Annotated in this window: 26 protein-coding genes; 16 read left to right on the top strand and 10 right to left on the bottom strand. The window is 49.6% G+C overall.

All coding sequences use genetic code 11. The annotated features are described in order from the left end of the window. Positions 1-47: 47 nt before the first annotated feature. From NST96_RS15185 to NST96_RS15160, 6 genes are all read right to left on the bottom strand, one after another. Positions 48-686, bottom strand: coding sequence for a cell wall hydrolase (locus NST96_RS15185; protein ID WP_227277632.1), 639 nt, complete (start codon positions 684-686; stop codon positions 48-50). A gap of 116 nt (positions 687-802) precedes the next feature. After that, positions 803-1,363, bottom strand: coding sequence for a hypothetical protein (locus tag NST96_RS15180; RefSeq protein ID WP_003385689.1), 561 nt, complete (start codon positions 1,361-1,363; stop codon positions 803-805). A gap of 6 nt (positions 1,364-1,369) precedes the next feature. Next, positions 1,370-2,149: a hypothetical protein gene (locus NST96_RS15175; RefSeq protein ID WP_003385688.1), complete on the bottom strand. Its 780-nt coding sequence runs from the start codon at positions 2,147-2,149 to the stop codon at positions 1,370-1,372. Between the two features lie 99 nt (positions 2,150-2,248). Then, positions 2,249-2,947, bottom strand: a complete 699-nt coding sequence (locus NST96_RS15170) for a peptidylprolyl isomerase (protein WP_003385687.1) — start codon at positions 2,945-2,947, stop codon at positions 2,249-2,251. A 67-nt stretch (positions 2,948-3,014) separates the two neighbouring features. Beyond that, on the bottom strand, positions 3,015-4,538 hold the full coding sequence (locus tag NST96_RS15165; RefSeq protein WP_342404163.1) for an IS1182 family transposase: 1,524 nt from the start codon (positions 4,536-4,538) through the stop codon (positions 3,015-3,017). A 133-nt stretch (positions 4,539-4,671) separates the two neighbouring features. Next, positions 4,672-5,031: a response regulator gene (locus tag NST96_RS15160; protein WP_003385686.1), complete on the bottom strand. Its 360-nt coding sequence runs from the start codon at positions 5,029-5,031 to the stop codon at positions 4,672-4,674. 151 nt (positions 5,032-5,182) lie between these two features. On the opposite strand from NST96_RS15160, the gene NST96_RS15155 reads away from it, so the two are divergent. The 9 genes from NST96_RS15155 to NST96_RS15115 all read left to right on the top strand — a co-directional run bounded on the left by NST96_RS15155 (position 5,183) and on the right by NST96_RS15115 (position 14,325). Then, positions 5,183-6,331, top strand: a complete 1,149-nt coding sequence (locus tag NST96_RS15155) for a PLP-dependent aspartate aminotransferase family protein (RefSeq protein ID WP_003385685.1) — start codon at positions 5,183-5,185, stop codon at positions 6,329-6,331. 172 nt (positions 6,332-6,503) lie between these two features. Continuing rightward, positions 6,504-7,067, top strand: a complete 564-nt coding sequence (locus NST96_RS15150) for a sigma-70 family RNA polymerase sigma factor (protein ID WP_003385684.1) — start codon at positions 6,504-6,506, stop codon at positions 7,065-7,067. Beyond that, complete coding sequence (locus NST96_RS15145) at positions 7,064-8,140, top strand: PD40 domain-containing protein (protein WP_003385683.1); 1,077 nt, start codon at positions 7,064-7,066, stop codon at positions 8,138-8,140. Before NST96_RS15150 ends, NST96_RS15145 begins: the two co-directional genes overlap by 4 nt. 18 nt (positions 8,141-8,158) lie before the next feature. Beyond that, complete coding sequence (locus NST96_RS15140) at positions 8,159-10,414, top strand: hypothetical protein (RefSeq protein WP_003385682.1); 2,256 nt, start codon at positions 8,159-8,161, stop codon at positions 10,412-10,414. After that, entirely contained in the window at positions 10,407-11,336 is a 930-nt protein-coding gene (locus NST96_RS15135; RefSeq protein WP_338463445.1) for an ABC transporter ATP-binding protein, read from the top strand. The genes NST96_RS15140 and NST96_RS15135 overlap by 8 nt, the downstream gene beginning before the upstream one ends. Then, a complete protein-coding gene (locus NST96_RS15130; protein ID WP_035979656.1) occupies positions 11,333-12,181 on the top strand; it encodes an ABC transporter permease subunit in 849 nt (282 codons plus the stop codon). The genes NST96_RS15135 and NST96_RS15130 overlap by 4 nt, the downstream gene beginning before the upstream one ends. 44 nt (positions 12,182-12,225) lie before the next feature. Further along, positions 12,226-12,396, top strand: a complete 171-nt coding sequence (locus NST96_RS15125) for a hypothetical protein (RefSeq protein WP_003385677.1) — start codon at positions 12,226-12,228, stop codon at positions 12,394-12,396. A 118-nt stretch (positions 12,397-12,514) separates the two neighbouring features. After that, the gene (locus tag NST96_RS15120) at positions 12,515-13,945 is read left to right on the top strand and encodes an ATP-binding protein (RefSeq protein WP_003385676.1); all 1,431 of its coding nucleotides are present in this window, start codon (positions 12,515-12,517) and stop codon (positions 13,943-13,945) included. Between the two features lie 77 nt (positions 13,946-14,022). After that, entirely contained in the window at positions 14,023-14,325 is a 303-nt protein-coding gene (locus NST96_RS15115) for a DUF1292 domain-containing protein (protein ID WP_003385675.1), read from the top strand. A 53-nt stretch (positions 14,326-14,378) separates the two neighbouring features. Here NST96_RS15115 and NST96_RS15110 read toward each other — a convergent pair whose 3' ends face one another. Beyond that, the gene (locus NST96_RS15110; RefSeq protein ID WP_003385674.1) at positions 14,379-14,756 is read right to left on the bottom strand and encodes a general stress protein; all 378 of its coding nucleotides are present in this window, start codon (positions 14,754-14,756) and stop codon (positions 14,379-14,381) included. Positions 14,757-14,977: 221 nt separating this feature from the next. Between NST96_RS15110 and NST96_RS15105 the strand changes: the two genes are divergently transcribed. The 7 genes from NST96_RS15105 to NST96_RS15075 all read left to right on the top strand — a co-directional run bounded on the left by NST96_RS15105 (position 14,978) and on the right by NST96_RS15075 (position 24,013). Continuing rightward, positions 14,978-15,829 (top strand): hypothetical protein, encoded by an 852-nt coding sequence (locus NST96_RS15105; RefSeq protein ID WP_003385673.1) that lies wholly within the window; start codon positions 14,978-14,980, stop codon positions 15,827-15,829. A 34-nt stretch (positions 15,830-15,863) separates the two neighbouring features. Continuing rightward, complete coding sequence (locus tag NST96_RS15100; RefSeq protein ID WP_039070989.1) at positions 15,864-16,991, top strand: Rv1355c family protein; 1,128 nt, start codon at positions 15,864-15,866, stop codon at positions 16,989-16,991. 367 nt (positions 16,992-17,358) lie between these two features. Next, positions 17,359-19,317, top strand: coding sequence for a DNA gyrase subunit B (locus tag NST96_RS15095; protein WP_024984158.1), 1,959 nt, complete (start codon positions 17,359-17,361; stop codon positions 19,315-19,317). Between the two features lie 2 nt (positions 19,318-19,319). Beyond that, a complete protein-coding gene (parC, locus tag NST96_RS15090) occupies positions 19,320-21,860 on the top strand; it encodes a DNA topoisomerase IV subunit A (protein WP_342404162.1) in 2,541 nt (846 codons plus the stop codon). Between the two features lie 5 nt (positions 21,861-21,865). Next, positions 21,866-22,192, top strand: coding sequence for a hypothetical protein (locus NST96_RS15085; protein WP_024984160.1), 327 nt, complete (start codon positions 21,866-21,868; stop codon positions 22,190-22,192). A 149-nt stretch (positions 22,193-22,341) separates the two neighbouring features. After that, the gene (locus NST96_RS15080; protein WP_081607691.1) at positions 22,342-23,088 is read left to right on the top strand and encodes a GntR family transcriptional regulator; all 747 of its coding nucleotides are present in this window, start codon (positions 22,342-22,344) and stop codon (positions 23,086-23,088) included. Beyond that, positions 23,066-24,013, top strand: coding sequence for an EamA family transporter (locus tag NST96_RS15075; RefSeq protein ID WP_024984162.1), 948 nt, complete (start codon positions 23,066-23,068; stop codon positions 24,011-24,013). The genes NST96_RS15080 and NST96_RS15075 overlap by 23 nt, the downstream gene beginning before the upstream one ends. Positions 24,014-24,150: 137 nt before the next feature. Here the strand turns inward: NST96_RS15075 and NST96_RS15070 are convergent, their stop codons facing one another. The 3 genes from NST96_RS15070 to NST96_RS15060 all read right to left on the bottom strand — a co-directional run bounded on the left by NST96_RS15070 (position 24,151) and on the right by NST96_RS15060 (position 25,525). After that, positions 24,151-24,594: a hypothetical protein gene (locus NST96_RS15070; RefSeq protein WP_231504320.1), complete on the bottom strand. Its 444-nt coding sequence runs from the start codon at positions 24,592-24,594 to the stop codon at positions 24,151-24,153. Between the two features lie 258 nt (positions 24,595-24,852). Beyond that, on the bottom strand, positions 24,853-25,023 hold the full coding sequence (locus NST96_RS15065; protein ID WP_161785217.1) for a hypothetical protein: 171 nt from the start codon (positions 25,021-25,023) through the stop codon (positions 24,853-24,855). A 280-nt stretch (positions 25,024-25,303) separates the two neighbouring features. Next, on the bottom strand, positions 25,304-25,525 hold the full coding sequence (locus tag NST96_RS15060; RefSeq protein WP_232425920.1) for a hypothetical protein: 222 nt from the start codon (positions 25,523-25,525) through the stop codon (positions 25,304-25,306). Between the last annotated feature and the right edge of the window lie 951 nt (positions 25,526-26,476).

Raw genomic sequence — 26,476 nt, 5'->3', positions numbered from 1 at the left:
AAAAATAAAGTAATATTAAATTTAATTCACAAATCTGATGTCCGGCCTTATCGGGCAAACACATGATTCTTGATACGGAGCGTTGGCGTTCTGGACCAGATCCAATCCGACGTTGCCGTTTTTGGATTGAAAAAGTAAAGAGCTCCCCCAGAAGGATCCCGTCCGTTGACCGCATCGCTCACAGCCTTTCTCGCCGTCTCATTCGTTTTTTGTGATAAACGGCCGTTTTGTACGGGCGAGAATGCATTGCGGGCAAAAATGACCTCTCGAACCGTGTTTGGGAATTGAGGAGACTCTACCCGATTCAACACGACCGCGGCGATGGCCACTTGTCCCTCATACGGTTCTCCCCGGCCTTCCGCGTAAACCAACCGGGCTAACAGTTCCATATCTCGTTTCGAGATTCTTGCTTTTCCGTTTCGAATAGCGATCCGCTGATCGTCTCGACTCGCTCGAACGGATGTGCGTTCTTCTTTTGCAATGCGAGGTTTTGAACCATTCCGTGAAGATTGCTTGTCCGCCACCTCGGCTTTCGCTGGCTGCATGTCACCCTTCAACGGCAGAGAGGGTCCCCACTTGATAATCTGGGGGGCAGTTGCGTTCGTCGGGGTGACAAACAAACAAAGCAACAATAAAACAAAGCTGTTTAGAAAGAAGAAAAAGCGCATTCGCGCTTCTCGTGTCATCACGATCAAAACCACTCCTTTTCGCTTTTTGCTCGTGTGTCGCGGAAGCGAATCAGGTCATGTGCCAGTTTACCTGTGGATTGGAAGTGGTTCAATAGGAGATTGGTTCCATAGAACTATTTACTAATTGCTGATTGGCGTGCTGCAAGCCGGACCAAGATGAGGGAATACAAACAGCAGAAGATAAAAATCAGCTGCGGGATAAAGAGAAGCGCAACTATTCCGTCGACCGAATGGGGGAGGAGCGGCGAGGTAAACGCCACTGCCAGAAACGCATATAACAGTATTTTTTGAGCCCCTTCGAGCTTCTGGGCAAAGTCGAGGGAGCCTTGCATTTTGGCGACGGAACAGATCGCCTGGTACATGGTGTAGATTATCAGGAAATGAAATATGGTTTGAATGCTTTCGAGAAAAGGTGTCAAGGGATAAGAAAGTATCGGTTTTCCCTCTTCGCTCCCGGGGAGAATGACTGTCAAGGCTACCCGATAAATGACGGACAGGACCGTCATAAACATGGCCGTACGGAAGCGGAGATGTAGCGAGACCAAGGCTCGGAATCCGAGAAAGAGCAGCACGTAACCGATGAAGTCAGGCAACAGATCAATCCCTTGCACACGGAAGGATATCAAGAGAAAAAGCAAGCCCCACCATATTTGCAAATACGCTTTTCGATACACGACGGGTTATCTTCCTTTCCGGATGGCTTGGAGTAGTTGATCGCGATCGCTTCTGGCGCGGAATGGCACTTCCTCTACGAATTCAGTGCCATCAGAAGTTCGGAAGTGCAGATGTATCGTTCCGGCGAAGCTCACACCGTCCTCAGATACTACGCGATAAGAAACCTTGAGCGGCTCCCCTTTCGAGAAAGAGAGTGTCTTGCCCTTTTCCCACAGGGAGTCATTGATCGAAACTTCCAAATCTTTTGCGGATACGGCGGCGGGCAGGAAGGTTACATTTGTAAGCAGTGCATCTTTTGCAAATCGGGAAGTGGCGCTGCCCTCATTTTCCGAGCCTCTGCTGTGATAACCGCTTAATACTGTTGAAGGCTCTCCTTCCCGCTCTTCATCCAGATAAAGCTCACCGATGTCGACCATCTGCGAGGAGCCATCCGAAAAAGTGACCTCCAGCTCTGTTATTTTCTTAGGAATGTCGGATTCGTTTGGAATGATAAATTGAACTCCGCGATAGCTCACATAATTGTCTAGATGATAATTGCCGTCACCGCCGGAGGCGCGGATCGCCGAAGGAAAACCGGGTACAACAATGCTTCGCACCTCTCGGGGGTCATTCGTATTTTTGACGAAGGATAGATTCCATACATATCCTTCATTGAAGAGGGGCAGGCGCTCGTAGTGGCGCAGTATATACAGTTCACTGAGGGTTTTGTGCTCGTACCAAGCGATACTCAGAACCCACATGACAAGCCAGATGGCACTGGCTGCAAAGATTGTCTTTTTCTTCATCCATGTACACCTCAAAAGAAATAGACGCTCGGGATTGGTAAAAGTTTCAAAAGAAAAGCCGCCGGTTTTAACCGACGGCTAACCGACGGCTTCGATGCATTATTTTTCTTCGATCGTAATGGTTTTGATGGTAACGGGTTGCTCCGGTACGCTTTGCTCGTTGATGAGCGGGTTTGCTTTTACTTTGACGGCGGCGATTTTGTGGACTACATCCATGCCGCTTACGACCTTGCCAAAGATGGTGTAGTTAGGCGAGTTGTTCAGTCCCTCGACATCCTTCCCTGATCCGATGAAGAATTGGCTGCCGTTTGTGTTGGGGCCGACATTGGCCATCGCGACGATGCCTTCTTCATATTTGTGGCCGTTGTTGAGTTCATCCTCAAAGTTGTACCCAGGGCCGCCGGTTCCATCGCCTTTCGGGTCGCCGGTCTGGATCATGAAGTCTTTGATCACGCGGTGGAAGGTCAGGTTGTCGTAGAACTTGTCCTTCGCCAGGAAAACAAAGTTGTTGACTGTTTTGGGAGCGTCTTTGGCAAACAACTCCACCGTAAAATCTCCCAAAGAGGTCGATACTTTTGCAGTATACTTCTTGTTCGTGTCGATCGACATGGCTGGGTATTCCTTATATTTTCCCGGAGGCGCCGGCTGAGCCGGGGTCTTGTCCTTTTCTTTCGGCTGTTCTTGAGTCGGTTGATTATTTGTATTTTCCGGAGAGGTAGACTCGTTATTGGAACTACAGCCGATCAAGAGTCCGATTGAGAGCACAATCGTGAAGATAGCCAGTAAGGATTTCTTCATCTAGTCATCCATCCTTTCGTAATATCCTTGATTCACAACACACATTATCATACACTTCACCATCTCGTCAAAATGCGGCAGGGATATGGAAAAGTTGAGGAAACTTATGAAGAAAGAAAAAAATCCTCTCGTGCAAGAGAGGATAGCAGGTTGCAGACAAACTCCCTCGCTGAACGAACAGCAGAGGGAGTTTGTTTAATAATTTGATGAAAATACCGAAGGTGTTTTGATCGTTCACCTTTTGGCGACCTGATTTCCATAGCCAGGTCGCCATTTTTTTCAAGTTCATGGCAGCGAAAACAAGCATCGCCTGCATCGTGACCTTCTCCAGTCCTCGTAAGGTCGTCCAACGCATGCCATGCTTTTCCTTCATATCAGCGAATACACGTTCAATCGTTTCTTTCCGTTTGCTATAGATTTGTTTGTTTTCCTCGGTATGCCGGAGGTGGTCTACCTCTTCGAGGTAATCAGCCCAGATGTGGCGACTCACTCTCTTTGTGTAGTCTTTACTTTCCGTGCATTGTTTCAAGAACGGACAACTTCGGCAAACTTGAGAATTTGATCGATAGATACGGTACCCATCCTTGTTTGTTGTCTCATATGTTAAGATTTGCTCGTTCGGGCAGATGTAGCAGTCGAAATATTCATCATACACATATTCGTGCTTTTTAAAAAAACCTTCTTTGGTGCGTGGTCTTGTGTAGGGCATAACGGGGCGAATCTGGTCATCAAGGAGTGTTTTACTGATGTAAGGCGTCTTGTATCCCGAGTCCACTGCCACAGCTTGAGGCTGTGCAAACGTCTTTCGCACTTGATTCAAAACATCCTCAAAAACCTGACTGTCATGCACATTGCCTGGCGTTACCTTGGCACCAAGCACAAATCCATTTCGATCACATGCTGTATGAAAACTATAAGCAAATACACGTTCCTTTTCCCCTTTTACAAACAATCCGCAATCCGGGTCAGTTGTGCTGACTTTCACCTCCTTCTTCGAAGTTTCTGTCTTTTTTTCAAGGGGCTTCTTTCCATGTGCAATACGATCCTGATTGATTTCTTCGTCCAGCAGCTCTTGATATTTCTTCGCTTGTTCTTCAACGATTTCTTTCACGTATTTATGCTTATTCGCACTGGCTTTTACATGCGTAGCATCAATGAAAAGCACATCAGGCTTCACGAATCCATGATGAACCGCCTCCTCCAATATTCGAAGGAAGATCGACTCGAAGAGTTGAGTATCCCGAAAACGGCGAACATAGTTCTTGCCTAGGGTCGTGAAATGGGGAATGGGCTGACTGAAATCATAGCCAATAAACCACCGATAGGCAACATTGGTTTCGATCTCTTTAATCGTTTGTCGCATGGAACGAATTCCAAAAATATATTGGATGAAAGCAATTTTAACTAAGACTACAGGGTCAACACTGGGTCTGCCATTGTCATGACAGTAAAGGCTTTCCACCAAGTCATAGATGAACGAAAAGTCGATTGCATTTTCAATTTTTCTTACGAGATGATCTTCTGGCACCAACTCATCTAGCGAGAATGCAGATATCTGATAACGCCCTTCGGCCTCTTGCTTATTAAGCATAATGCCACCTCTAAAAAATAACTTTTGAAAACGTAACATGTTCTATATTCAACAAAAAAGCCTGCAGACCCTGTTCCTTACGGAACTTTGTCTACAGGCTGAAATCCTCTCGTGCAAGAGAGGATAGAGCATGCTAGCCGATCACTTTTTTTATCGCTTCATGAACCCTGTCAGGATGAAATGGTTTTACGACAAAGTCTTTTGCCCCTGCCTGAATCGCAGCGACGACCATGTGCTGCTGACCCATCGCGGAGCACATGATCACTTTTGCTCCCGGATCAATCTGCTTGATTCCCTTTACAGCGTCAATGCCTTCCATTACCGGCATGGTAATATCCATCGTCACCAAATCCGGTCTCAATTGGTTATATTTTTCAATGGCTTCCTGACCATTCTCGGCTTGTCCGATGACCTCGTGCCCGCCCTTTTGCAAAATATCAGTCAGTTGCATCCTCATAAACGCTGCGTCGTCAACCACTAAAATCTTAGCCATGTATTGTTCTCTCCTTGCTTCTTGGTGTACAGGGACTATATACCCATTCGCTCGCAGGACTAAACCTGCGCAACGTTGAAGGATCGTCACTTGATCGACAGAGGTAGGCACATGATATAATGTTAGGAAATGTGACATTGGAGGGGTTAGCGTGGCAGACCGCTTTGAAACCAAAACCGTACATATTGGACACGAACCGCTGAGACAGGTAAAAGGGAAAGCTACTCCCATCTACCAGACGTCTGTTTTCGCTTTCTCGAGTCTGGAGGATGTTGAGCGGTATTATGCCGGAGAAGGGGAGTTCCTGTATACACGAAATGGAAACCCGAACCAGCATGAGCTGGCGGATACTGTGGCCCGCCTGGAGGAGGCAGAAGCGGGAGTCAGTGCTGCTTCTGGAATGGGAGCGATTATGGCTGGTCTGCTTTCTGTCCTGGGACCGGGGGACCATGTGCTTGCCTCTCATGAGATTTACGGAGGCACTTATCATCTGCTGTTTCACGAATTGGCCAAACTCGGAATATCTGCGGAGGGCATTGATCTGAATCGTCTTGATTCGCTCGACAAGCATATCCGTTCCAACACCAAGCTGTTTTTCATGGAAACGATCACGAATCCTTTGCTGACGGTTGTCGATATGCCCTATTGGATTCAGCAAGCAAAAAGCTACGGTCTGACGGTCATGGTCGACAATACGTTCGCGACCCCCTATCTGGTGCAGCCAACGCTCTTTGGAGCTGATCTGGTAGTGCACTCGGCAACCAAATACATTGGGGGTCACAGCGATGTAACGGCTGGTGTTCTGGTCGGGTCGAAAGAACTGATTGAGCGTGCCCGACAAGTGATAGTCAACTACGGGGCGTCTCTCAGTCCGTTTGAAGCCTGGCTGACCGCGCGGGGACTCAAAACATTGGCGCTTCGCATGGAAAAACAATGTGACAATGCCAGCAGGGTCGCTCAATTTCTCAAGGACCATCCGGCTGTAAAAGAGACGTTTTACCCGGACGCGGAACACACCGCCTTCTTCGTCCGTCCAAAGCAGGGGGCGATGGTTTCATTTACGCTTGCCGATGAGAGCCGGGTGTACGATTTTTATCGTTCCTTGCGTTGGATCAAGCTCGCTCCTTCGCTGGCTGGCGTGGAGACAAGTGTCTCTCATCCAGTAACGACCTCGCATCGGGCCTTGTCAGAGGAGCAGCGTTCCGCAAGCGGAATCACCATGGGGCTGGTCCGTTTGTCGGTAGGGATTGAGGCGGCAGAAGATATCATGGAAGAGCTTAATCGGGCATTGTTGACATGATTTTCCAACACCTTACCTTTTTTAACAATTTTTTTCGCCAAATCCTGTAACATTTTACCCATTTGAAACGTAGTACTTTGATGTAGTCCAAAAGGGGGAAAGCTCCTGCAATGTCGATTTTTTGTACCCAATTTTGTACCCAAGATTCGTCTTGCAGCGGGTGACGAACAGTATGGAGATGGCGATTAAACGATCGGAAGGGCCGTCCACCGAGTCATCAAATCAATATTTTGAAGCGCGCGATTTTAGCGAACTGTACGATGAGTACTTTGACCGGGTAAACCGCTATCTTCGCTGCCGAGTCCGGAATTCTTGGGACGCGGATGACTTGACCACGACGGTCTTTTTAAAAGCGCTAGAAAAATTTGAACAATACAGCAGAACCAGTCCCTTTGCATCCTGGATTTTTCGGATTGCCCACAACACGTATGTCGATTTTATGCGAAAAAACAGGGAAGTGCCGGTGGATCAGGAAATGTTTGTGGGAGCGGAAGCAGATGAGACGTGGCAGCCGGAGCGGTTGACACTGTTGAATGAAGATATTCGCATGCTTCGGGACCGTCTGGAATTATTGACGCAGGACCAGCGGGATGTGCTGACGCTGCGCTATTTTGCCGACTTGAAAATCAGCCAAGTGGCAGAAGTGTTGGGGAAAACGGAATCAAGCGTAAAAATGATCTCCTATCGGGCTTTGCATCAGCTCCAGAGGATGTACGAAAGGGGAGACAACCAATGAGAGACCAAGAGCGCTTCCCCAACGACGGTTATGACGAAGGTACCATTGCACAGCTTCTCTCCCACCTTCAGGAACTTAGACGGGCAGTACCGGTTAACTATATGCTCAAAGAAAAGTTGAAAAAGCAATTGCTTCAACGGATACAAGAGCTAGAGCAGGAACGGAAACGAGCGCAGACGAGCCAGAAAAGCGGCAAAGCCCGCCGTCTGCTGCTGGTGACAAGCGGCGGCCTTCTGTTGCTGCTTCTTGCTGTATGCTTCGGTATGTGGGGAGACAATACTCCGTCGGTGCGTCACTACTCGGTGATGACGCTCGCCACCGATGGGACGGAGCCGCTGGTTGACCTGAATGCGGATGGTACCGTTGTTGCCTACGTGGAAGACAAGAGGGTTGTCAAGACAAGAGAGCCGGATCATTCGCAGTCACAAGGGACCCTTGTCCTTTCCGATGGCGGCGGTGAGTATACGGCAGTAGCCTGGTCAAATCGCGGAAAACAACTGGCTGTTGTGGAACAGGCAGAAGAGTTTTCGCGTTTGTGGATTGTCAGCTTGGCAGATGAGAATCGTCCTTCGAGCAAACGGCTCCTGAAAGAAGAAAAAGGCGTTGTACTCGGAGCTCCAAGCTGGTCGCAATACGATGAAAGCATCGCCTATACGCGGCAGACGAGCGATGGAACCGAGGAGATTTGGGTCAGCAGCACCGTAGCCATGCAAGACTGGAAGCTGGTCGAGGGAACGCAGCCGGAGTGGTCGCCTGACGGAAGGTTATTGGCTTTTGTAAAACAGGACACCGTCCACGTTATGGAAGTACGGTCGGGGGCGGTCACAAAGCTGGAGGCAGGCGTATGGCCATCATGGAATAATGACGACAGCCTTACATTTACCACACCGGACGGAAAAATGAAGCAAGCCCAGATGAGTCAAGACCCGCCTGAGATACGGATTGTTCCCATTCGAAGATTAGGGGATGGCGCATTGGTCAAGGCTCAGTGGTCCAGCGACCGCAACCACCTGCTTTTGACTCAAAAGCAAAAGGGTGAGACGAAGACCATAATTTCAATTGCGTCACGATGACGAGCGGAGGATAGAGGCATGAAATGGAAATGGCTGCTCGCTTTGATAGTGCTTTGTCTGGGGGCAGCAGCTGCACCCGCAGCTGCAGAAGGGAACTACGAGATAACCGTTAATGTCCCTCTTGATGGCATTGTCAAATACGATTCCTGGATGAGGCTGGAGGTAGCGGTAACAAGCAGAGACAAGCCTTTTTCCGGGACGGTAGAATTGCGAAAAGATCCTTACAGGCAGCAAAGCCGCAAGGTCATACTGAAACAGCCCTTGACCTTGCAAGAGGGAGAGAAGAAACAGATTTTTTTCGATCTCCCGGCCGAAATGATGATGAACGACTGGAAGCTGCACCTGGTCGAGAATGGCAGGACGGTGAAAAGTGAAAAAGTACGATTGCCCTACCCCAGAGACGGTATCATCATAGGCGTGTTGCACTCCGGCGACAGCGCCTTTCACTTTTTGGCAATGAACCAACCTGGTCCCGGTGTCAGGGCGCCTTATATCGTCCACAATTTGTCACCCGAGCTGATGCCTGAGGTGCCGTGGCAATATAACAACCTGGATATTTTGGCGCTAGGTGGAAATGACGTTTCGGCCCTTGGAGACAAGCAAGTAGAGGCGATCAAACTCTGGGTCAAGCAAGGCGGGGTTCTCATTTTTTCGGCAGGACCGGATCAACCGAGGGTATCGGAGAGATTCTCGGACCTCCTTTCCTTGAAATCACACGAGCATGGAAAAATATCAGCAACGGAAGGTCTCCGTCCATACCTTTCGGAAAAAATCATACCTTCTCTTGACATCCCTGTTTACGATGAGCGTCAGCCTTTATTCGTCTCTCGGAAAATGGGCGAAGGGTTATTTCTGTTTGTCAATTACGATGTTTCACAAGAACCGTTGGCATCTTGGCAATACAACGCACAGCTCTGGCAAAACGTCTTTCAACAACACGGCATTCAGAACACCTTGTCAAATAATATGTACTTTGACCAGCTTGGGCGTCCGTCTTTGGAACTGAGCAGACAGATTCCGCAGGTAAGAACGCCTGACCCGGTCATGATGGCCGGATTATGGGTGCTGTATGTGCTCATCGTCGCTCCCGTTTTGTATTGGCTCTTGAAACGCAAAGAAAAACGACAATGGGCCTGGGCCATCATTCCAGGGGCGGCTGTCTTGCTCAGTACAGGGATATTTTATCTGGGCAAGCCTATGGTCGTATCGGAAGACGTCAGCTATGCCGTGACAAAGGTTCGTTTGCTGGATAAAGAGGCGGCGGAGGCGATGACCGCTTCTTCTTTCCTGGTCGTAAGCGGCGGGAATTTTGACGTCGATACCAAACCGGGAACCGTGGCGGTACCGCTGTCTGTCGGACGAAATGATTACGAGCCGGAAGGGATGGTCGCGGAAGGGAAAAACAGTGGTGACAGCATTCTGACGTTTCAGAATGTCCCGTATCTGACCCCCCGGCAAACGGTAGGATTCAGCATGCTGCGCGATACAGGACAAATCGAGACCCATCTCCGGGTAACAGGAGACCGCATCACGGGCAGCATCAAAAACGATACCGTGTTTTCGCTTGAACAAACCTACCTGGAGGTTGGGTTTCAGCGCATCCCGATAGGAAGCCTGAAAAAGGGGGAGGGAAAGAATATCGATGTAAAGCTGGAGTCTCTGTACATTCCTCGTCAAACATTTTCCGAGGGTGAAGAGACGCCGGAACAACGCGTTCGCCGCATGCAGGATGATGTCCTGGCATATGGCAGTGGCAACACGATCCGAATCAAGGGTATCAATCAGGAGCCGCTTTCTCCTTTCACGCTGAAGCTTCCCCATCGGGACCATCACTGGAATGTCATCGCGCAAAATGTTCAGCTCGAACCGGATGCAAATGGCTACATCACATATCCATTCGGGATGCTGCGTGTCGATATCCACGAAGTAAAAGGCGATTTCGATTCCAACAGTGATGGTCTCTGGGAGCTGTCCAAAGGCAGTGCAACCTTTGCCCTGCAATTGGGCGAGGCCCTGCAGACAGCGGTTCAATTGACCGTGCCTCTCGACCACAGCATGTTTCGTCCCTTCGAAAAAGAGGTCTTCCATCAAAAGAGCGGCAAATGGATGCCGCTGCCAAGGGATAAACGGCTTATGCTTGAGAAGGAGCTTCGTGAGTACCTTACCCCCGATGGATCGATTCTGATCCGCTTCTCAAATCCGGGAGAGCAACGCCTGGCATTGCCGATGCCGTATTTCCAGGTGGAGGGAAAGGAGCGCAAGCAAAATGATTGAGACCATTCACCTAAGCAAGAGCTATGGCAAGGTGCAAGCACTCATCGATCTCCAGCTACGGATCGAGCAAGGAAAGGTATTCGGGTTTATTGGCCCAAATGGGGCGGGGAAATCCACGACGATGATGATCCTTTCGACATTGCTGGAGCCAACCGAAGGCGAGGCGTTCGTCTGCGGTTACGATGTGCGGAAGGAACCGGCTGAGGTCCGCCAGTCACTCGGCTACATGCCCGACTTTTTTGGCGTGTATGACAATTTGACAGCTGTCGAGTACCTTGATTTTTACGCAGGTGCCTTCAAAATAGCTCCGCAAAAAAGAAGCTCGCTGATCGCAGACCTGCTGGAGCTGGTGAATTTGTCGGACAAAGCGGAAGCCTATGTTGACTCTCTGTCCCGCGGAATGCAGCAGCGGCTCAGTCTGGCTCGATGCCTGATCCATGACCCGCAGGTGCTGATTCTGGATGAGCCGGCATCCGGTCTGGACCCCCGGGCGCGAATCGAGCTCAGGGAAATTTTAAAGCAGCTACGCTGTATGGGGAAAACGATCCTGATCAGCTCGCACATTCTGCCAGAGCTGGCTGAGCTTTGTGATGACATCGGAATTATCGAAAAAGGCCGATTAATCGCTTGCGGCGGATTGGATGAAGTGAGCATTCGGGCGCGCGGAGTGACACTGATGATGGTGAAAACACTCAGAAATCACCATCGGGCAGCGCTTATCTTGGCCGAAAACATGTTTGTGGAAGATTTGGAGGAAAACATGGACGGTTTTCGGTTTCGTTTCATCGGAAGCGACCATCAGAAAGCGGAGCTGCTGCAAAAACTGATCGAGGCAGAGGTAGCCGTGTCGTACTTCGGTGAGTCGAGTGAGAATCTGGAGGCTGTCTTCCTCGCCATCACGGAAGGAGTGGCGGGAAGATGAAGTCGTCATCATTAAATCCGATCATCGTCAAAGAGCTGCGTGAACGTTTTCGCTCCAAAAAAACAGTTTGGACATTGGCACTGTTTTTGTTGATCATGGGAGGGATTCCGCTTGGCTTTTTGATCGTCAATCCGATCAAAGCCGGAAGCCTCGGGCAAAACAAAGACCTGTTCGTCATCTCGGCAGCCCTTCACTACGCCATGATCTGCTTCGTGGCGCCGGCCTTGACGGCGGGCGCGGTAAGCGGCGAGAGAGAGCGGCAGACACTGAACATCCTGCTGACCACTCAACTGTCGCCGAGGACGATTATTTGGAGCAAGCTGTTTACTTCGCTTGCCTTCACATCCTTGCTCGTGATTGCATCCATGCCTCTGTACAGTATCGTCATGCTGTACGGCAGCGTATCCCCGGAACAGCTCCTGACACTGGCTCTGTTCTTCGGTGTGAACATCATGTTCCTCGGATCGCTCGGGCTTTTTTGTTCCACCTGGATCAAGCGGACGGCAGTCAGCACGATCATCGCGTACGGCATTGCATTCTTTTTTGTCGTGGTAACTGGTCTGCTCTTCCTCTTTCTCGGAGAGATTCTGATTCAACTGACCCCTGATCGGTCGCTCCAGCAGGAAGTGTGGGGCAGGCCGGAGCTTCAATACCTTGCCGGGATCAATCCGGTGATCGTGCTGTTCGCCATACTGGGCGAGACAGTACTGCCTACTATTCGCTTCGATTTCACCCCTTGGCTGTTTTTTTCGTGCTTCTATTTGGTACTGAGCATTTTGCTTGTCTTATGGAGCGCATATCTCTTGAGGCCGATCCGGCGAAAATGGTGGAGTTGGAAGAAGTAGAACATTCATGTACAATAGGTTCATAGAAAAAGGGGGAATACGCGGTGAGTGATCAGGACATTCAGATTATCGATTTTGAAGAAATGCTCCGCTTCGTGGAACGCCGCCTGGCCGAGGCCGGGAAGTACGTGCAGCGGGATGCGATCATTATGATCCTTCAAGCAGAAGAAGCGTTTTTGATGGAAAAAGGAGTCATTCAAGAAGTGAAAGAATAGCGATAGGGCAGCCTGCTTTGAGTAGGCTGCCTTTCTTTTTCGGAAAAAAAGAGGATACAGGAAAAAAATGGCGAATACATGACCCATCTGAACATTGTTATAAAGGAGTGCTTTCCGGTTGCAAGCGCAAGAGAGGGATGGAAAGCAGGCGATCGATCTGTATCGGGATGAACTGCGCCGGACCATACAAAATGTACATAATCTGATTTTCAAGTACAAACGCGGCGAAGATGGGTCTTTTATTTTTACGTTGTCAGAAGGTAAGCTGGCCAGGGATTTTGGGCTGACGACTGAATCAATCGGCCAAAAAAAGCTGCAAGAGATCTTGCTGACCTGTAACGAGGAAAAAATACTCCCTTTGTATGAACGTGCTTATGCAGGTCAAATTGTCGAATACGAAGCCTCGATCGGCGATCGGATATTTACAACGACATTGGCGCCGATTACGGATTCTGGCGACGTTGTGGAAGTAGTCGGTTCGCTTACAGAGATTACCGAGCGAAAACAAATGGAACGAGAATTGAAAGAAACGGAAGAACTGTACCGCAGTCTTGTAGAAGACACGCTGGTTGGCGTATACATCGCCTATGTGAACGAACCCGGCTTTGTCTACGTAAATCCGTATATGGCGGATATGTTTGGGTATACTCAGGAAGAGCTGATGAAGCTGGGAATGGACGAAGTCATCCTCCCCGTGGAAACAGCCGATGAAACAACAAACAGCCACAAGGATACCAGTCACTCGATGCGCTATCCTTTTCGCGGATTGCGAAAGGATGGGAGCACAGTCGAGCTGGAAGTGCTGCAAAAAACGACGGTGTACAAAGGGCTTCCGGCAGTGATCGGCATTTTGCTTGATGTAACCGAAAGAAAACAGGCCGAGGAAATGCTGCGAAAGTCGGAGATGCTCTCCATTATCGGGCAACTCGCTGCCGGTGTCGCTCATGAGATTCGCAATCCGCTTACCTCGTTGAAAGGCTTCCTCCACCTATTGCAATCCCGCTATGAAGACAAACCGAAATACTACGACATCATGCTCTCTGAGCTAAACCGGATTGAGCATATCGTGAGCGAGTTTCTCGTCTTGGCCAAACCTCACAACGTTGTCTTTAATCTCCATGACATCCGTCCCATGCTGGAGCAGATCATCCTGCTCGCGGAAACGCACGCGATTATGCACGATGTACAAATTGTCACGAAATATGATGCAGACCTGCCCCCGGTTCGCTGCGAAGAAAATCAGTTGAAGCAAGTATTTCTCAATCTGTTGAAAAACGCGATCGAGGCGATGCCTGACGGTGGAGAGGTGCATGTAGAGGTGGAGCGCGAGGACAATGTTGTAGTGGTCCGTTTCCGCGATCACGGCTGTGGCATACCGGAGGATCGATTGCCAAAGCTTGGCGAGCCCTTTTTTACGACGAAGGAAAAAGGAACGGGGCTGGGTCTGATGGTCAGCTATAAAATTATCAACAGCCTGGGCGGAAAAATCACGGTCAAGAGCAAGGAACGGGAAGGAAGCACGTTTGAGGTGAGGCTGCCTGTTGTCTAAGCTTATTTGCTTCCTGAGGAAAAAACCGGTATGATGGGAAGGAAGTAGCCAATTTCATCAATAAGGACGTGAACACATTGACCGCTGAGGAAAAAGACCTGGAACTGGGTGACGTCATCACGCTTGACGACGAAAACGGAGAGCCTTTGGGCGATTTCGAAGTCATCGCAATGTTCGAATTGAACGGGAAAGAGTACGTAGCCCTTACAGAAGCTGTCGAAGACGAGGATAGCGACGAGGATTTGGAAGAGGAAGTTGACATTTTCGTATTTCAAATAGACGGTGGCGAAATGGTACCGCTGGAAGAAAACGAGGAAGATGCCGTTTACAATAAGCTGAACGAAGTGCTTGAAGGCATCGAATTGATCGAGAACGAATAAGAAAGAAATGTACAAAAAGACCGCTGCATATACGAGCAGCGGTCTTTTTGTTGCTAATCGTTCATTTTGATGATGTTGTCCTTCAGATCGCGAACGACCAGCAGGCAGGTGTAATCGGTCTCTTGCAATTCCCGAACTAGCGCGGAAGCCTCATCCTTTGTCAAACCCAGCTTTTCGAGACGTGTCCGCAATTCTTCCCCGCCATTGTCGAAAAAGTGAGCCTTGCTGTCAATATTTCCAACTGCGCTCTCAAAATGAGTACTGTACTTGTAGTAATTGTCACGCTGATTGGAGTGATTTTTGTCCGGATTCCATTTGAGTACCCAGATATCGTCCTTGTGATAGCCGGAAGCATTCAGAGCCTGTATATCGGAGGCCAGCTCCTGGTCATAACGGTGAAATTTCACGAAAGGTTTCGTTGCGCTGATCAAGGAAGTTCCCCCTTTTTGCCTGCGGTTTTCACTCATTCGTAGCTTGCCCATAACGATGAAAAACATCGTTTGGAAAATCGTAGATAGATTTGGAGGAAAACGGAAATTTCTGTAGAACCATGTAATCAGGTAATTATTCCCATGCGACAGACGCGAGCTATCCCATCACGCCTTCCGAACCCGTCGTCTGGCAGGGAAGATGACAGGAGGAAGTTGTCACAATGCCAACGCCACATTCATTCTCTGTAACCGCCAAGCATGTGCCTCTACGTACCAGTCCTTACTCCGTGTTTCCCCTAAAACGATTTCAGCATCCCGATTCGTTCGCTTCCGTCCAGCTGAATCAGCTCTACCACTCACTGTCAAAACCATTGATGGAGAGGCCGGACGATGTCCTGAACAGCCGCCTGTATTACTGGGCAAGTCCGACACAGGCAGATGCGTCGGCGTGGTCACAGGTGCAGGATATTATCAGCTTCAGTTACAACTACCGGTATCTGAGCGATCCTACGCAATATGTTCCGATCGGTTACGAAGTAGATGACAAGTCGCAAGTTTTTACTGTCCAACAGGATTTGGGAAATGACTCTGTTGTTTTGGCCACGGCCCGGGCAGTCGTGGGATCAGAGCTTGATTGCTACGACTTATTTGAAGGGGTAGAGAGGAGGGAGAAGGCGGTAGAATTTGTCCGCTTTTCCTTCCATCCCATCCTGGATATGTTTCCCAAGGATCCGAATGCGACTATGTTCAAAATCCTTCAACTGCACAAACGATATATTTTTCGCATGCTTCTCTCCACGATGGTGGACTTCGCCCAAAGGGCCGAATGGGGGACGATGTTTATTATTCTCCCGCCCCATGTAAAGAAGTATATGGCGGAATCTGGATTCGGTCTGATTCCGGTTCCATTCGCGTTGCCAAGTGAGGCCAAAGAGTATGACGAGATGCGAAATACATTTTCAAAGTACTGGAAGCCGGGTGCTCCCGTGGAAGAGCAGCCCGCTCTGTACACTGTTTCGCCGCAAGTGGAGCCCTTTAAAAAAGAGCTGAATGGATACACGATCATTTTGTAATCAGGACAAGTCGTCTGAAAGCGGGGGATTATGCATGCATTCATTCCATGATTGGCACCCGGGAACGAAGCAAGAGGAAACGGGATTCGTTTGGCGTCCGGAGTTTTTTCGCTTGTCACGAATCGAAGACCAGCATCGTGTAAGCGAGCTGATGGAGACGGAACGTCCGGAAGTCATTGATCGTCTGCGTCCCCAATTGCAGGAGATGATCAAGGCGAAACATGCAGGGATACGCTTTTCGCCCGAGGAGCTGTCTGCCGCGGTGGACGAGTACCTCGGCTCCACACCCATCTCTTTTCATGGGGTATGGGTGTATTATCCGTGGAGGAATAAGCTGGTTCACTTGCTGGACGAAGAGGATTTCATTTTTGTGCGGACCAATCGGAACCGCAACAAAATAACGGCGGAGGAGCAAAAGCGGCTCTCTGAAAAAAGCATCGGCGTTATCGGGCTGTCTGTCGGTCAATCGATCGCCCTGACTTTGGCGATGGAAAGAAGCTGCGGTGAAATCCGGATCGCCGATTTTGATACATTGGAGCTTTCCAATTTAAACCGCATCCGGGCCGGTGTCTTCCAGCTCGGGCTGCCCAAGTGGGTGATTACGGCGAGGGAAATTGCGGAAATTGACCCATATCTGCGGGTAGTTTGCTATCCGGAAGGTATTACAGAAGAAAATATCGAACGCTTCTTATGGGATGGCGGCAAATTGGATATTCTCGTAGATGAGTGCGACAGCCTCAATATTAAAATTCTCGCCAGGGAGAAAGCGCGGCTGCATGGAATACCAGTCGTCATGGATACGAGCGACCGCGGATTATTGGACGTCGAACGCTTTGATCTGGAGCCGGACCGCCCCATCCTTCACGGATTGGCGGAAGGTTTGGATTACAGCCGGCTGCAGGGGTTGTCCGACCAGGAGAAGATTCCCGCCGTTTTGAAAATCGTCGGTTATGAAACGATGTCTGAACGGCTCAAGGCGTCTTTGCAGGAGGTGGGGAAGAGCATTATGACCTGGCCCCAGCTTGCCTCGTCTGTTTCTCTGGGAGCCGCAGTGGGCGCAGATGTTTGCCGCAGAATCTCGTTGGGGCAATTTACCGGTTCAGGCCGGTACTTCGTCGATATGGAGGAAATCGTTTCCGACAGGCAGGAGAATCTTGTGTAGGCTTTTGCAAAAAAACATGTCACCAGCCATCTCGCGCAGCGTGAGATGGCTTTCTGTTGCGCCAAATGGATCGCAAGCACCCGCGGAACCACTCTATTCGCGATGACTCGTCAGCAGTTACCGTTTTGAATGGTGAGAGTTTGCTGGCAGCATTGTCGGCAAAAGCGCGCCGCACTGGGGATTCGATACATTTTTTTTGATCGGCATATACGCATTCGCAAGTCTTTTTCCGTCCGAAATGGCGGCTAAACATTGAATACAATGGTTTCCATACGGTACAATAGCGATTAAGTGTTCGCTTTTATAACGAGACTTCGCCAGCGACCTTGGCGGAACTGCAGTGAAAGAAGTAGAGGGGAGAAAGCGCTTGAAGGAAACAGATGCACTCCGATATACCGAAGAAGACATTCAGGTTCTAGAAGGATTGATAGCCGTCCGCAAGCGGCCGGGGATGTACATAGGTTCTACGGGCAGTCGCGGTCTTCACCATCTTTTGTGGGAGATCGTTGACAATGCCAAGGATGAGGCGTTAGCCGGATTTAACGATAAGATCATTGTAACTTTACATAAAGACGGAAGTGTCAGCGTGGAAGACCACGGCCGGGGAATTCCGACCGGCATGCACAAGACTGGACGTCCTGCGCCCGAGGTCATTTTCACGACCCTGCACGCCGGCGGAAAATTTGGCGGCGGAGGCTACAAAAAGAGCGGCGGGCTGCATGGCGTAGGCTCCAGTGTGGTTGTGGCGCTGTCGAAATGGCTGGAAGTAGAGATTCACCGCGAGGGCTCGGTGCACAAGCAAAAATTTGCCTATGTCGTGGACGAGGCAGGAAATGAACATGTGGGCAAGCCGGTAACGGATCTCGTTATTACCGGAAAAACAAGACGTACGGGTACGACGGTTCGCTTTTTGCCGGACGAGGCGGTCTTTGGAAACGCTCGCTTTGACTATGAATTGATTCGCGACAGGTTCCGCGAGACTGCCTTTTTGCTGAAGAAACTGCGGATGGTACTGATCGATGAGCGGGGTCCGGAGAAAAAGCAGGAGGAATTTTACTTCGAGGATGGCCTCAAGTCCTATGTCGAATATTTGAACGAAGGCAAGCATACCCTCCATCCGGTCGTTTACTTCGAAGGGGAAAAGGATAACGTCTACGTGGAGCTTGCATTTCAATACAACGACGGCTACACAGAGACCCTCGTCTCGTACGTAAACTCGATTCCGACCACGGATGGCGGTACGCATGTGACAGGCTTCCGCAACGGGACGACCCGGGTATTTAACGAGTTTGCCCGAAAAAAAGGCTACCTGAAGGAAAAGGACGCCAACCTGACAGGGAACGACCTGCGGGAAGGCTTCCTCGGGGTTCTGTCTTTGCAGATGGCTGACGTCCAGTTTGAATCCCAGACCAAAGACAAACTCGGGAACGAAGAAGCGCGGACAATCGTGGAGCAGATCGTCTCGGAAAAGCTGGGCTTTTTCCTGGAAGAAAACCCGGAAGTCGGAAAGCTGCTCGTAGACAAGGCCATTCGTTCGGCAGAAATCAGGGAAGAGCTGCGAAAACAGCGGGAGGCTTTGCGCGGAGACAAAAAGAGCAAAAATACAAAGAAACGCAAGTCCATTTCGGAGAAGTTTGCTCCCCCGCAATATAAAGACCCGAAGCGCAATGAATTGTTCCTCGTGGAGGGGGATTCTGCCGGAGGCTCGGCCAAGCAAGCACGGAGCTCCGAATTTCAGGCGATCTTCGGATTGAGGGGAAAACCGCTCAATACAGAGAAAGCCAAGCTTTCCGACGTACTATCCAACGAGGAATTCCGCACAGTGCTGGAAGTGCTGGAAACGGATATCGGCGAAGACTTTTCGATCGAGAATTGCGCGTTCAACAAAATCATCATCATGTCTGACGCAGACGTCGATGGATCGCATATTCAGACCTTGCTGCTCACTTTCTTTTTCCGCTATATGCAGCCTCTGATTGCAGCCGGGCATCTCTATATCGCCCAGCCGCCTTTGTATCAGGTGAAAAAAGAGGGGCGGGGAAAGGCGGAATCGATATATTGCTGGAGTGATTACGAACTGGAACAAGCCCTCAAAAAGCTTGGCCGCGGTGCTGAAGTGCAGCGCTACAAAGGTTTGGGCGAGATGAATCCGGATCAGCTGTGGGAAACGACGATGAATCCGGAAACGCGCAAACTGATCAGGGTTCAACTGGAAGACCTGGCCCACTGCGAAAAACTGGTGACGGTACTGATGGGCGACAAGGTACCGCCCCGCAGAGAGTGGATTGAAAGCCACGTCACCTTTGAAGTGGGGGAGGATGAATAAGCATGCTGTCCAATCAAATTATCGAACAAAGCTTTGCGGAAATCATGGGAAAACGCTTCGGCGATTATGCCAATCTGGTCATCCTGTCCCGCGCGATCCCCGATGCGCGCGATGGCTTGAAGCCGGTGCAGCGCCGTATTTTGTACGCGATGTACCAAGAGGGAAACACCCATGACAAGCCGTACCGGAAATCGGCGAAAACAGTCGGTTACGTGATGGGGACGTACCATCCGCACGGAGATGCCGCCATTTATGAAACGATGGTCCGCATGGCGCAATGGTGGAAAATGCGCCAGGTGCTGATTCAGGGGCATGGCAACTTCGGCAGCCTCGATGCCGACCCGCCTGCGGCGATGCGTTATACCGAGTCCCGTCTTTCGGCGCTCGCCAACGAAATGCTGCGGGACATCGAGAAAGATACCGTTACCTTCATCCCGAACTACGACAATTCGGCGGAGCAGCCGGCAGTGCTGCCGTCCCGTTTCCCCAATCTGCTTGTGAACGGAGCTTCGGGGATTGCCGTAGGGTTTGCCACGGATATTCCGACACATAATCTCGGCGAAGTGATTGATGCGGCCATTGCTCAAATGAAAAAGCCGGACATCAGTCTGGATGAGCTGATGACCTACGTAAAAGGGCCAGATTTCCCGACAGGGGGAATCGTCCAAGGGATCTCCGGCATTCGCAAGGCTTTTGAAACAGGGCGCGGACAGTTCATCATCCGCGGCAGAACCCATGTCGAGGAGCCAAAGGGAGCCAAGGTGAAGAAAATCGTCATCTCGGAAATTCCTTACGACGTGGTCAAGTCCAAGCTGGTTGCCCAGATCGATGAGCTCGTCATGGAGCGAAAAATCGAAGGGGCTCTTGCCGTCCGGGACGAGACCGGCCGCAAGGAGGCGGAGCAGAAAAAGGTGCGGATCGTCATCGACATCAAGAAGGATGTGGATGAGACACCGATCTTGAACTATCTTTACAAAAACACCGACTTGCAAATTTATTACAACTACAACATGAACGTCATTCACGAAGGCACGATTCGCCAGATGGGATTAAAAGAGCTGCTCGTCGCCTACATCGATCACCAGAAGGAAGTCGTGACCAGGCGTACCCAGTACGACCTCGATCGAAAATCCAAGCGCGAGCACGTGGTGGAAGGCCTGATTCGGGCGAAATCGATCTTGCGGCAGGTCGTGGATACGATCATGGACTCGGAAGATCGGGCCGATGCCAAGAAAAACATCATGGAGAAGTACGGCTTTACCGATCCGCAGGCCGATGCCATTCTAAGCATCCAGCTTGCTTCCTTGACCCGCCTGGACATCGTCAAGCTGGAAAAAGAGCTGGAGACGCTTGCCAAGGAGATTGCCGAGCTGAAATCGATCCTGGAGAGCGAGAAAAAGCTGATCCAGGTAATTACGTCCGAGCTGAACGAGATCAAAAAGAAGTACGCAGATCCACGTTTGACAGAAATACAGGGCGAGATCGAGGAAATCAAGGTGGATATCGCCATGCAGATCAATGCGGAGGATTGCATCGTCACCCTGACCAACGAAGGCTACATCAAGCGGACAAGTCCGCGTTCGTTCAAGTCGATGGGAGGGACGATCGATACGTGTGGAGTGAAGGAAGGAGACCGGGTCCGTTACTTCATCGAGACGAACACGTCCCATACAGCGCTGTTTTTCACGCAGGATGGCAAGTATTTTGCCACGTTGGTGCATGCCATTCCTGACGACAAATGGAAAGACATCGGCACGGCGCTCGTCAACATCATTCCGCTTGAAAAGCATCAGCGCGTAATCGGTTTTGCGATCGTGGAGAACTTCAAGCAGCCGTTGCAAATCGTTCACATGAGCCGCTCGGGTCTCGTGAAGAAAACGGCTTTGAGCGAGTACGAAACGAATCGTTCCGGCGCGCTGGTAGCGGCCAAGCTGAAATCCGAAGAGGATGAGTATGTCGCTGCGTTTGCGGCGGAGGAGAAGGGAGCATTCCTCGTCGTCACGAAAGACGGGATGGGCATCCGCTTCTTGAAGAGCGACGTAAGCCCGACCGGACGGGCTTCCAGCGGTGTCAAGGCGATCACCCTCGCAGCAGGCGATCATGTGGTCGGGGTATTGCCGATCGAAGAGAAAGATCCGCGGGTATTCAGCATTTTGACTGCAGAAGGGACCCTGAAGCGCACCTATTTGGAGAGCATCCCCTTGCAGGGAAGGGCCGGAAAAGGAGTGCAGCTGATCCGCAAACGGAAAACGCATCCCCATCTGGTAGTCGCCGTGACTGTCGAAGAGACCCTCTATGCCTTGACAGACAAACAGGAGTGGGTACAGGTACAGGCTGAACAGGTTGGCATCACGGAACAAGGCGGTATTGGCAGGGCCGCAGTCGAAGGAGAAGTCCGCAGCGTCGCATATGAAGCGGTTCTGACTGGCGAAGAGGAGGACGCTTCCTCGAAAGTCAATGAAGAGCTGCAGGCCGCTCCACGCGGTGAGGAGAAAAAAACGCTGATCCAGCAAAGCTTGTTTGACGACCCAGAAAAGGAATGATCGGAATGGGAGTGCCTTTTGAAGCGTTTGTATCGCAATTGACTCAGCAGCAAGTATCCCTGCTCGCTGATACGGTTCAGTATTTCGCAGATGCGCCCAAGCTCCTGTCCATTCCGGATGAGCAAGGGAATCGGGTAGCCGTGCCGATTTTGCCCGAGACGATGGGCAGCTTGCTGGCGGCTTTTTCAGACGGAACGGAAGCGAAGAAACTGACGTTTGGATTCCGCTGGGAGGATGATGGAGGAGATGGAACTGGCACGCTGGTCATCGCTTTGCCAAACGGTTCTGAGCTCCGTCAGCCGACCGTCCTTTCACAATTTTCACCTGTCTAAAAAAAGCGCAGCTTTCGCGTGAGAACCCCCGACACCGGGGGTTTTTGCATTCCAAGGAGATGTTTTCATGGCGGAAATGTCCTCATGTTCTTGACAATGAAATATATATGCGATATATTTCTGACAAATCAGAAAGAGGGTGTAAGCACATGCCAATCCCGAGAGGATATCAATCACCTGTACGGATGTCTGCAAAAGAAAAAGCATTTCACCAACTCCAGCGCTGGATCATTGATGGAACACTGGAGCCGGGTGAGCAATTATTCGATGCAGAGTTATCGGAAGCGCTTGGAATCAGCCGGACGCCGGTCCGAGAAGCGCTGCAATTGCTCCAGACCCAGGGATTCATCGAGACGTACCCTGGCAGAGAAACCAAAGTCACGACCATAACCAAAGAGGACGTGCCGAAAATATACCCGCCGCTTGCCGCTCTTCAGGCGCTGGCTGCCGAAGAAGCTGCGAGGAAAATAGCGACCGGAGATATCCGCAGGCTGGTCGATGTCAATAACGATTACCGGACTGCGATCGGAGAGGAGCAGCTGTTTCAAGCGATGGAGCATGACGAACAGTTTCATGATTTGATCTTGGAGATTGCGGACAACCCGTACATTACGCAATTTTCATCCATCCTGCAACTCCACGTGCGCCGCTTGAAATACGTATTTCTGCAACAACCCGTGGGGTCCAAAACAGAATCGGTGCTTGAGCATGAACGGATGATCCGCGCGTTTGAGAATCGGGACAGTGAAACGGCTGCAGCAATCATGAGACAAAACTGGCTGCGCCCGATGCAAGAGGTGTATGAGGTGTTGGTACGAGCGGAGCAGGATAGCAGCAGTCAAAAAAGGCGGATCAGCAAAGGGGATAACGGAAGTGAAAACCGAAACAGCCAATAAAGATTGGAGCATATACATTTGGATGTTTACCGTTCCGCTTTTCTGGGGAGGGGCTTTCGGGGCGGCCCAGCACGTCATCACGGAAGTTCCGCCGATAACCGCAGCCGCTTTTCGTTTTGGAACGGCCGGTCTGATTCTCTTTGTCTTTACACTTCTGCGCGGCGAGTGGCAGGTGGCGGAAATGAAAAAACATTGGCTGGGCCTTTTGTTAATGTCAGTCACAGGAGTGTTCGCCTACAATGCGTTGTTTTTTATCGGACTTTCCTATACATCGGCGATTAACGGGTCATTGATTATGGCGAACTCCCCTGTATTGATTACGCTGGGGGCTGTCTTGTTTTTAAAGGAATCGTGGAATAAGAAGCTTGGGATTGGCTTGCTGTTGTCGCTTTCCGGCGTTTTCCTCGTGATTGTCAAGGGCTCGTGGGAAGCGATGACTTCTTTGTCGTTTAATGCAGGTGATTTGTTGTTTCTGTCGGCGCTCCTATGCTGGGCGCTTTACGGCTTGATCGGCAAGGTCGTGATGAAAGGGGTATCGCCGTTATTGACAACTGCGTCGACAACGATGGCAGGCGCGTTTTTTCTCATCGTATGGTCCTTTACAGCGGGCGGCTGGGATCGTGTACCGCACATGTCCGGTCAAGCATGGGGAGAAATGGCTTATATGACGATTTTCGCGACGATTCTCGCCTTTTTTCTCTGGAATCAGGGTATTCACCGTCTCGGAGCCAGCAAAGCCAGCATCTACATGAACCTGGTGCCGATCAATGCTTGTTGGATCGCCGTTCTTTTTTACGGCTCGAGCATGACCTGGGTCCAGTGTATCGGGATCGTCCTGGTCATTGCAGGCGTGTGTACGGTGACACTTGGCAGCGGGAGAAAAGCGACTGATCGGCGAGCAGAACAGATAGTAGGGAGGGGGTGATCTAAGCGGGAAACGAGTTTCAGGGATGGTAAAAAATAAAACAGACTCATATAATAACGTATCACAGTAATTCAATGGAAATGCAAAAAATAAGAGTAGAGGCCTTCATCAGAAAGCCTCAATAACGAAAGGGGGAGTTATGGAGTAGTGACAGAAATGGTTCCAGACGTCTTCCCATATTGGTTGCTATTAAACCGAATGTAGTATTGGCCAATAGGCAATTCTTTCTTGCTTGTGAAACTAAAGGAGCCCTCTCCAGTAATCTCAGCAGTGCCAAAGAAAGTAGAGGTGCCATCAGGATTATCTCTTAATATTCGATAGTACATGATGGGGGTGTAGGATTTATTACTCTGCGTTACATTAACTGTAATATAACCAGGTGTATTAAGATAGAACCATTCGGAGTCGAGAAATCTGGTACCTTTGGTTAGGTTCGTAAAAGTTGCCACTTGTGTTGTTGTCGCAGTAGGGGAAACCGCATCCAAAGACTGTTGGGTACTAGTAGCCATAGCATGTGAAGGAATGACAAAAGCTGTAGATAGTAATACGAATAAAGCAGCTTGAGCAAATTTTTTCAACACAATAACCTCCTGATTTTTGGTTATGTATAAATATTACCATTCAAACCACTTATTGTAAATCTATTAAAACAGGAATATTCACATTTTTCACGAAAATGGTATAACTATATCGCTGGCAGAACAATGACCAGCTATTAATTCCAATTTCGGGGTTAAGGTGAGGAACGGCTGGCAGCTATGAGTAGAGCTGCCAGCTGCATCATGAGAAAGAGTGAAAGAGTGTTTAAAAAGCCTCCACCTTTAGGTGAAGGCAAGCTATTAATCGGCTGGGTTTTCGTTTTCCGCTGCACGCTCCCCAGGAGCCGAGAACATTTGATTTTGTTCTCGTTCAATTGCAGCAGATTCGTCTGGAGAAGTGCTTTGAATGGCTTCAGATGCTTGATTAATGGTCATAGCTGCAGGTGTTTCTCGTTCATCTCGTTTTACCATGAATTGGTCATCTCCTCAATACCATTAATGTGCACAGGTGTGTGGAGGAGTATCCAAACGGCGGCATCGATCGATCAAGAAAAGCTGGAAAACCTTTATGGGGCGGGCAAGCACAATTTTGAGTGGGGTTTCTTTTATCGTCCATGCTCTGCTGCGGCGGAAAATATGGGGAGAGAGGATCTAGTTTGTGAAAGGTCTCGGGTTTTTCTCGTACGCGATAGCCGGAATGGAGGGAGAAAAAAGTGGTGCCAGCGACCAACCTGGATCGGAGGGTAACAGCCTACTGTGGATAACGCTTCCCATGATCTCCAAACAGCTCCCGAACAGCGTTGTAATCTCTCATATGCATATCACTGAATACAATCGCCACTTCACCAGGTGCCAACTGCAATCGAACGGAAGGCTGTTCAATACGAAAAGGCAGTTCCATGGCAATCAAAGCTTCTTTCAAAAAGGCAACGTCACCCCAAGGGACCGGATAGTAAAATGATTTTTCCAACACAATCACTCCTCTAGTACAGAGTACACGAGTGAGCGAACAGAAAAAAGCCGGGAATAGAATCTCAATTACGTTCCATTGACTCTTTTCCATCATGGTGACTCTGTACATGAGGTTTAGCATGTTTGAAGCTATATAAAGGTCGTATCAAGAGTTGGGAAGCTATTAAAGATAAGAAATACGTAATAGATGGATCAGAGGTTGTTAAAGCATTGGTGACGATCCAGTACAAAAAAATAGAGCAAGAAAGGGTAAAGAACAAGTATTCAAGTTTCATGGTTGCCCCCTTTATGGATGTAGTCTTTAATCTTTTCAAACTGCTGATGTAGCAAAAAAGGATTCGTATAAGGATATTTCAGCGGACTTATTACAATGAAGTCATACATGTGCTATGAAGGACACGGTTTACGTACATTATTCGTTTGCCCCTAATGATGTCGTCACAGACATGCTTGTTCGAACAATCTCTATAGTTCCTTAGCAAGTCCCCAAATAAAAGATGCCAACAAGATTGCGAAAATAACAGTTATGGTTACAAAAACAAGTTTGGTCTTAATATAGGAGCTTATAAGCAGGCTACATAATGCTATCCCGATATTTTCACGGTTATATCGAGTAAGCCTGTATTTGTTGAGTCTGTATAGTAAGACGGCAAGCATAAAGCTAACCAACAAGGGTGGAAAAACATCCATAAAATCATCCTTTAACTCAAGATCATTTCGACCAAATTATACCATGTATAGACGATGCCCTTACTCTGAAGCATGCGCATTCTTTCGACAGTATCACTGTATCTGATTAACGGCAGAATACTTGAGGTAACAGGGGGCTGCACCGACGAATAGCCTCTATAAACACAACATTAGTTATTGTTTGTTTTTCCTAACACAAATGAAGCACAGACAGCAATTACAGCTTAAAGATACAAAATCGAAAAGACAATTGCTCGCATGA

The sequence above is a fragment of the Brevibacillus sp. FSL K6-2834 genome (assembly GCF_038592925.1).
Classification (GTDB): domain Bacteria; phylum Bacillota; class Bacilli; order Brevibacillales; family Brevibacillaceae; genus Brevibacillus; species Brevibacillus borstelensis.
The sequence above is the reverse complement of the archived record's forward strand: the minus strand, read 5'-3'. Positions and strand labels throughout refer to the sequence as shown.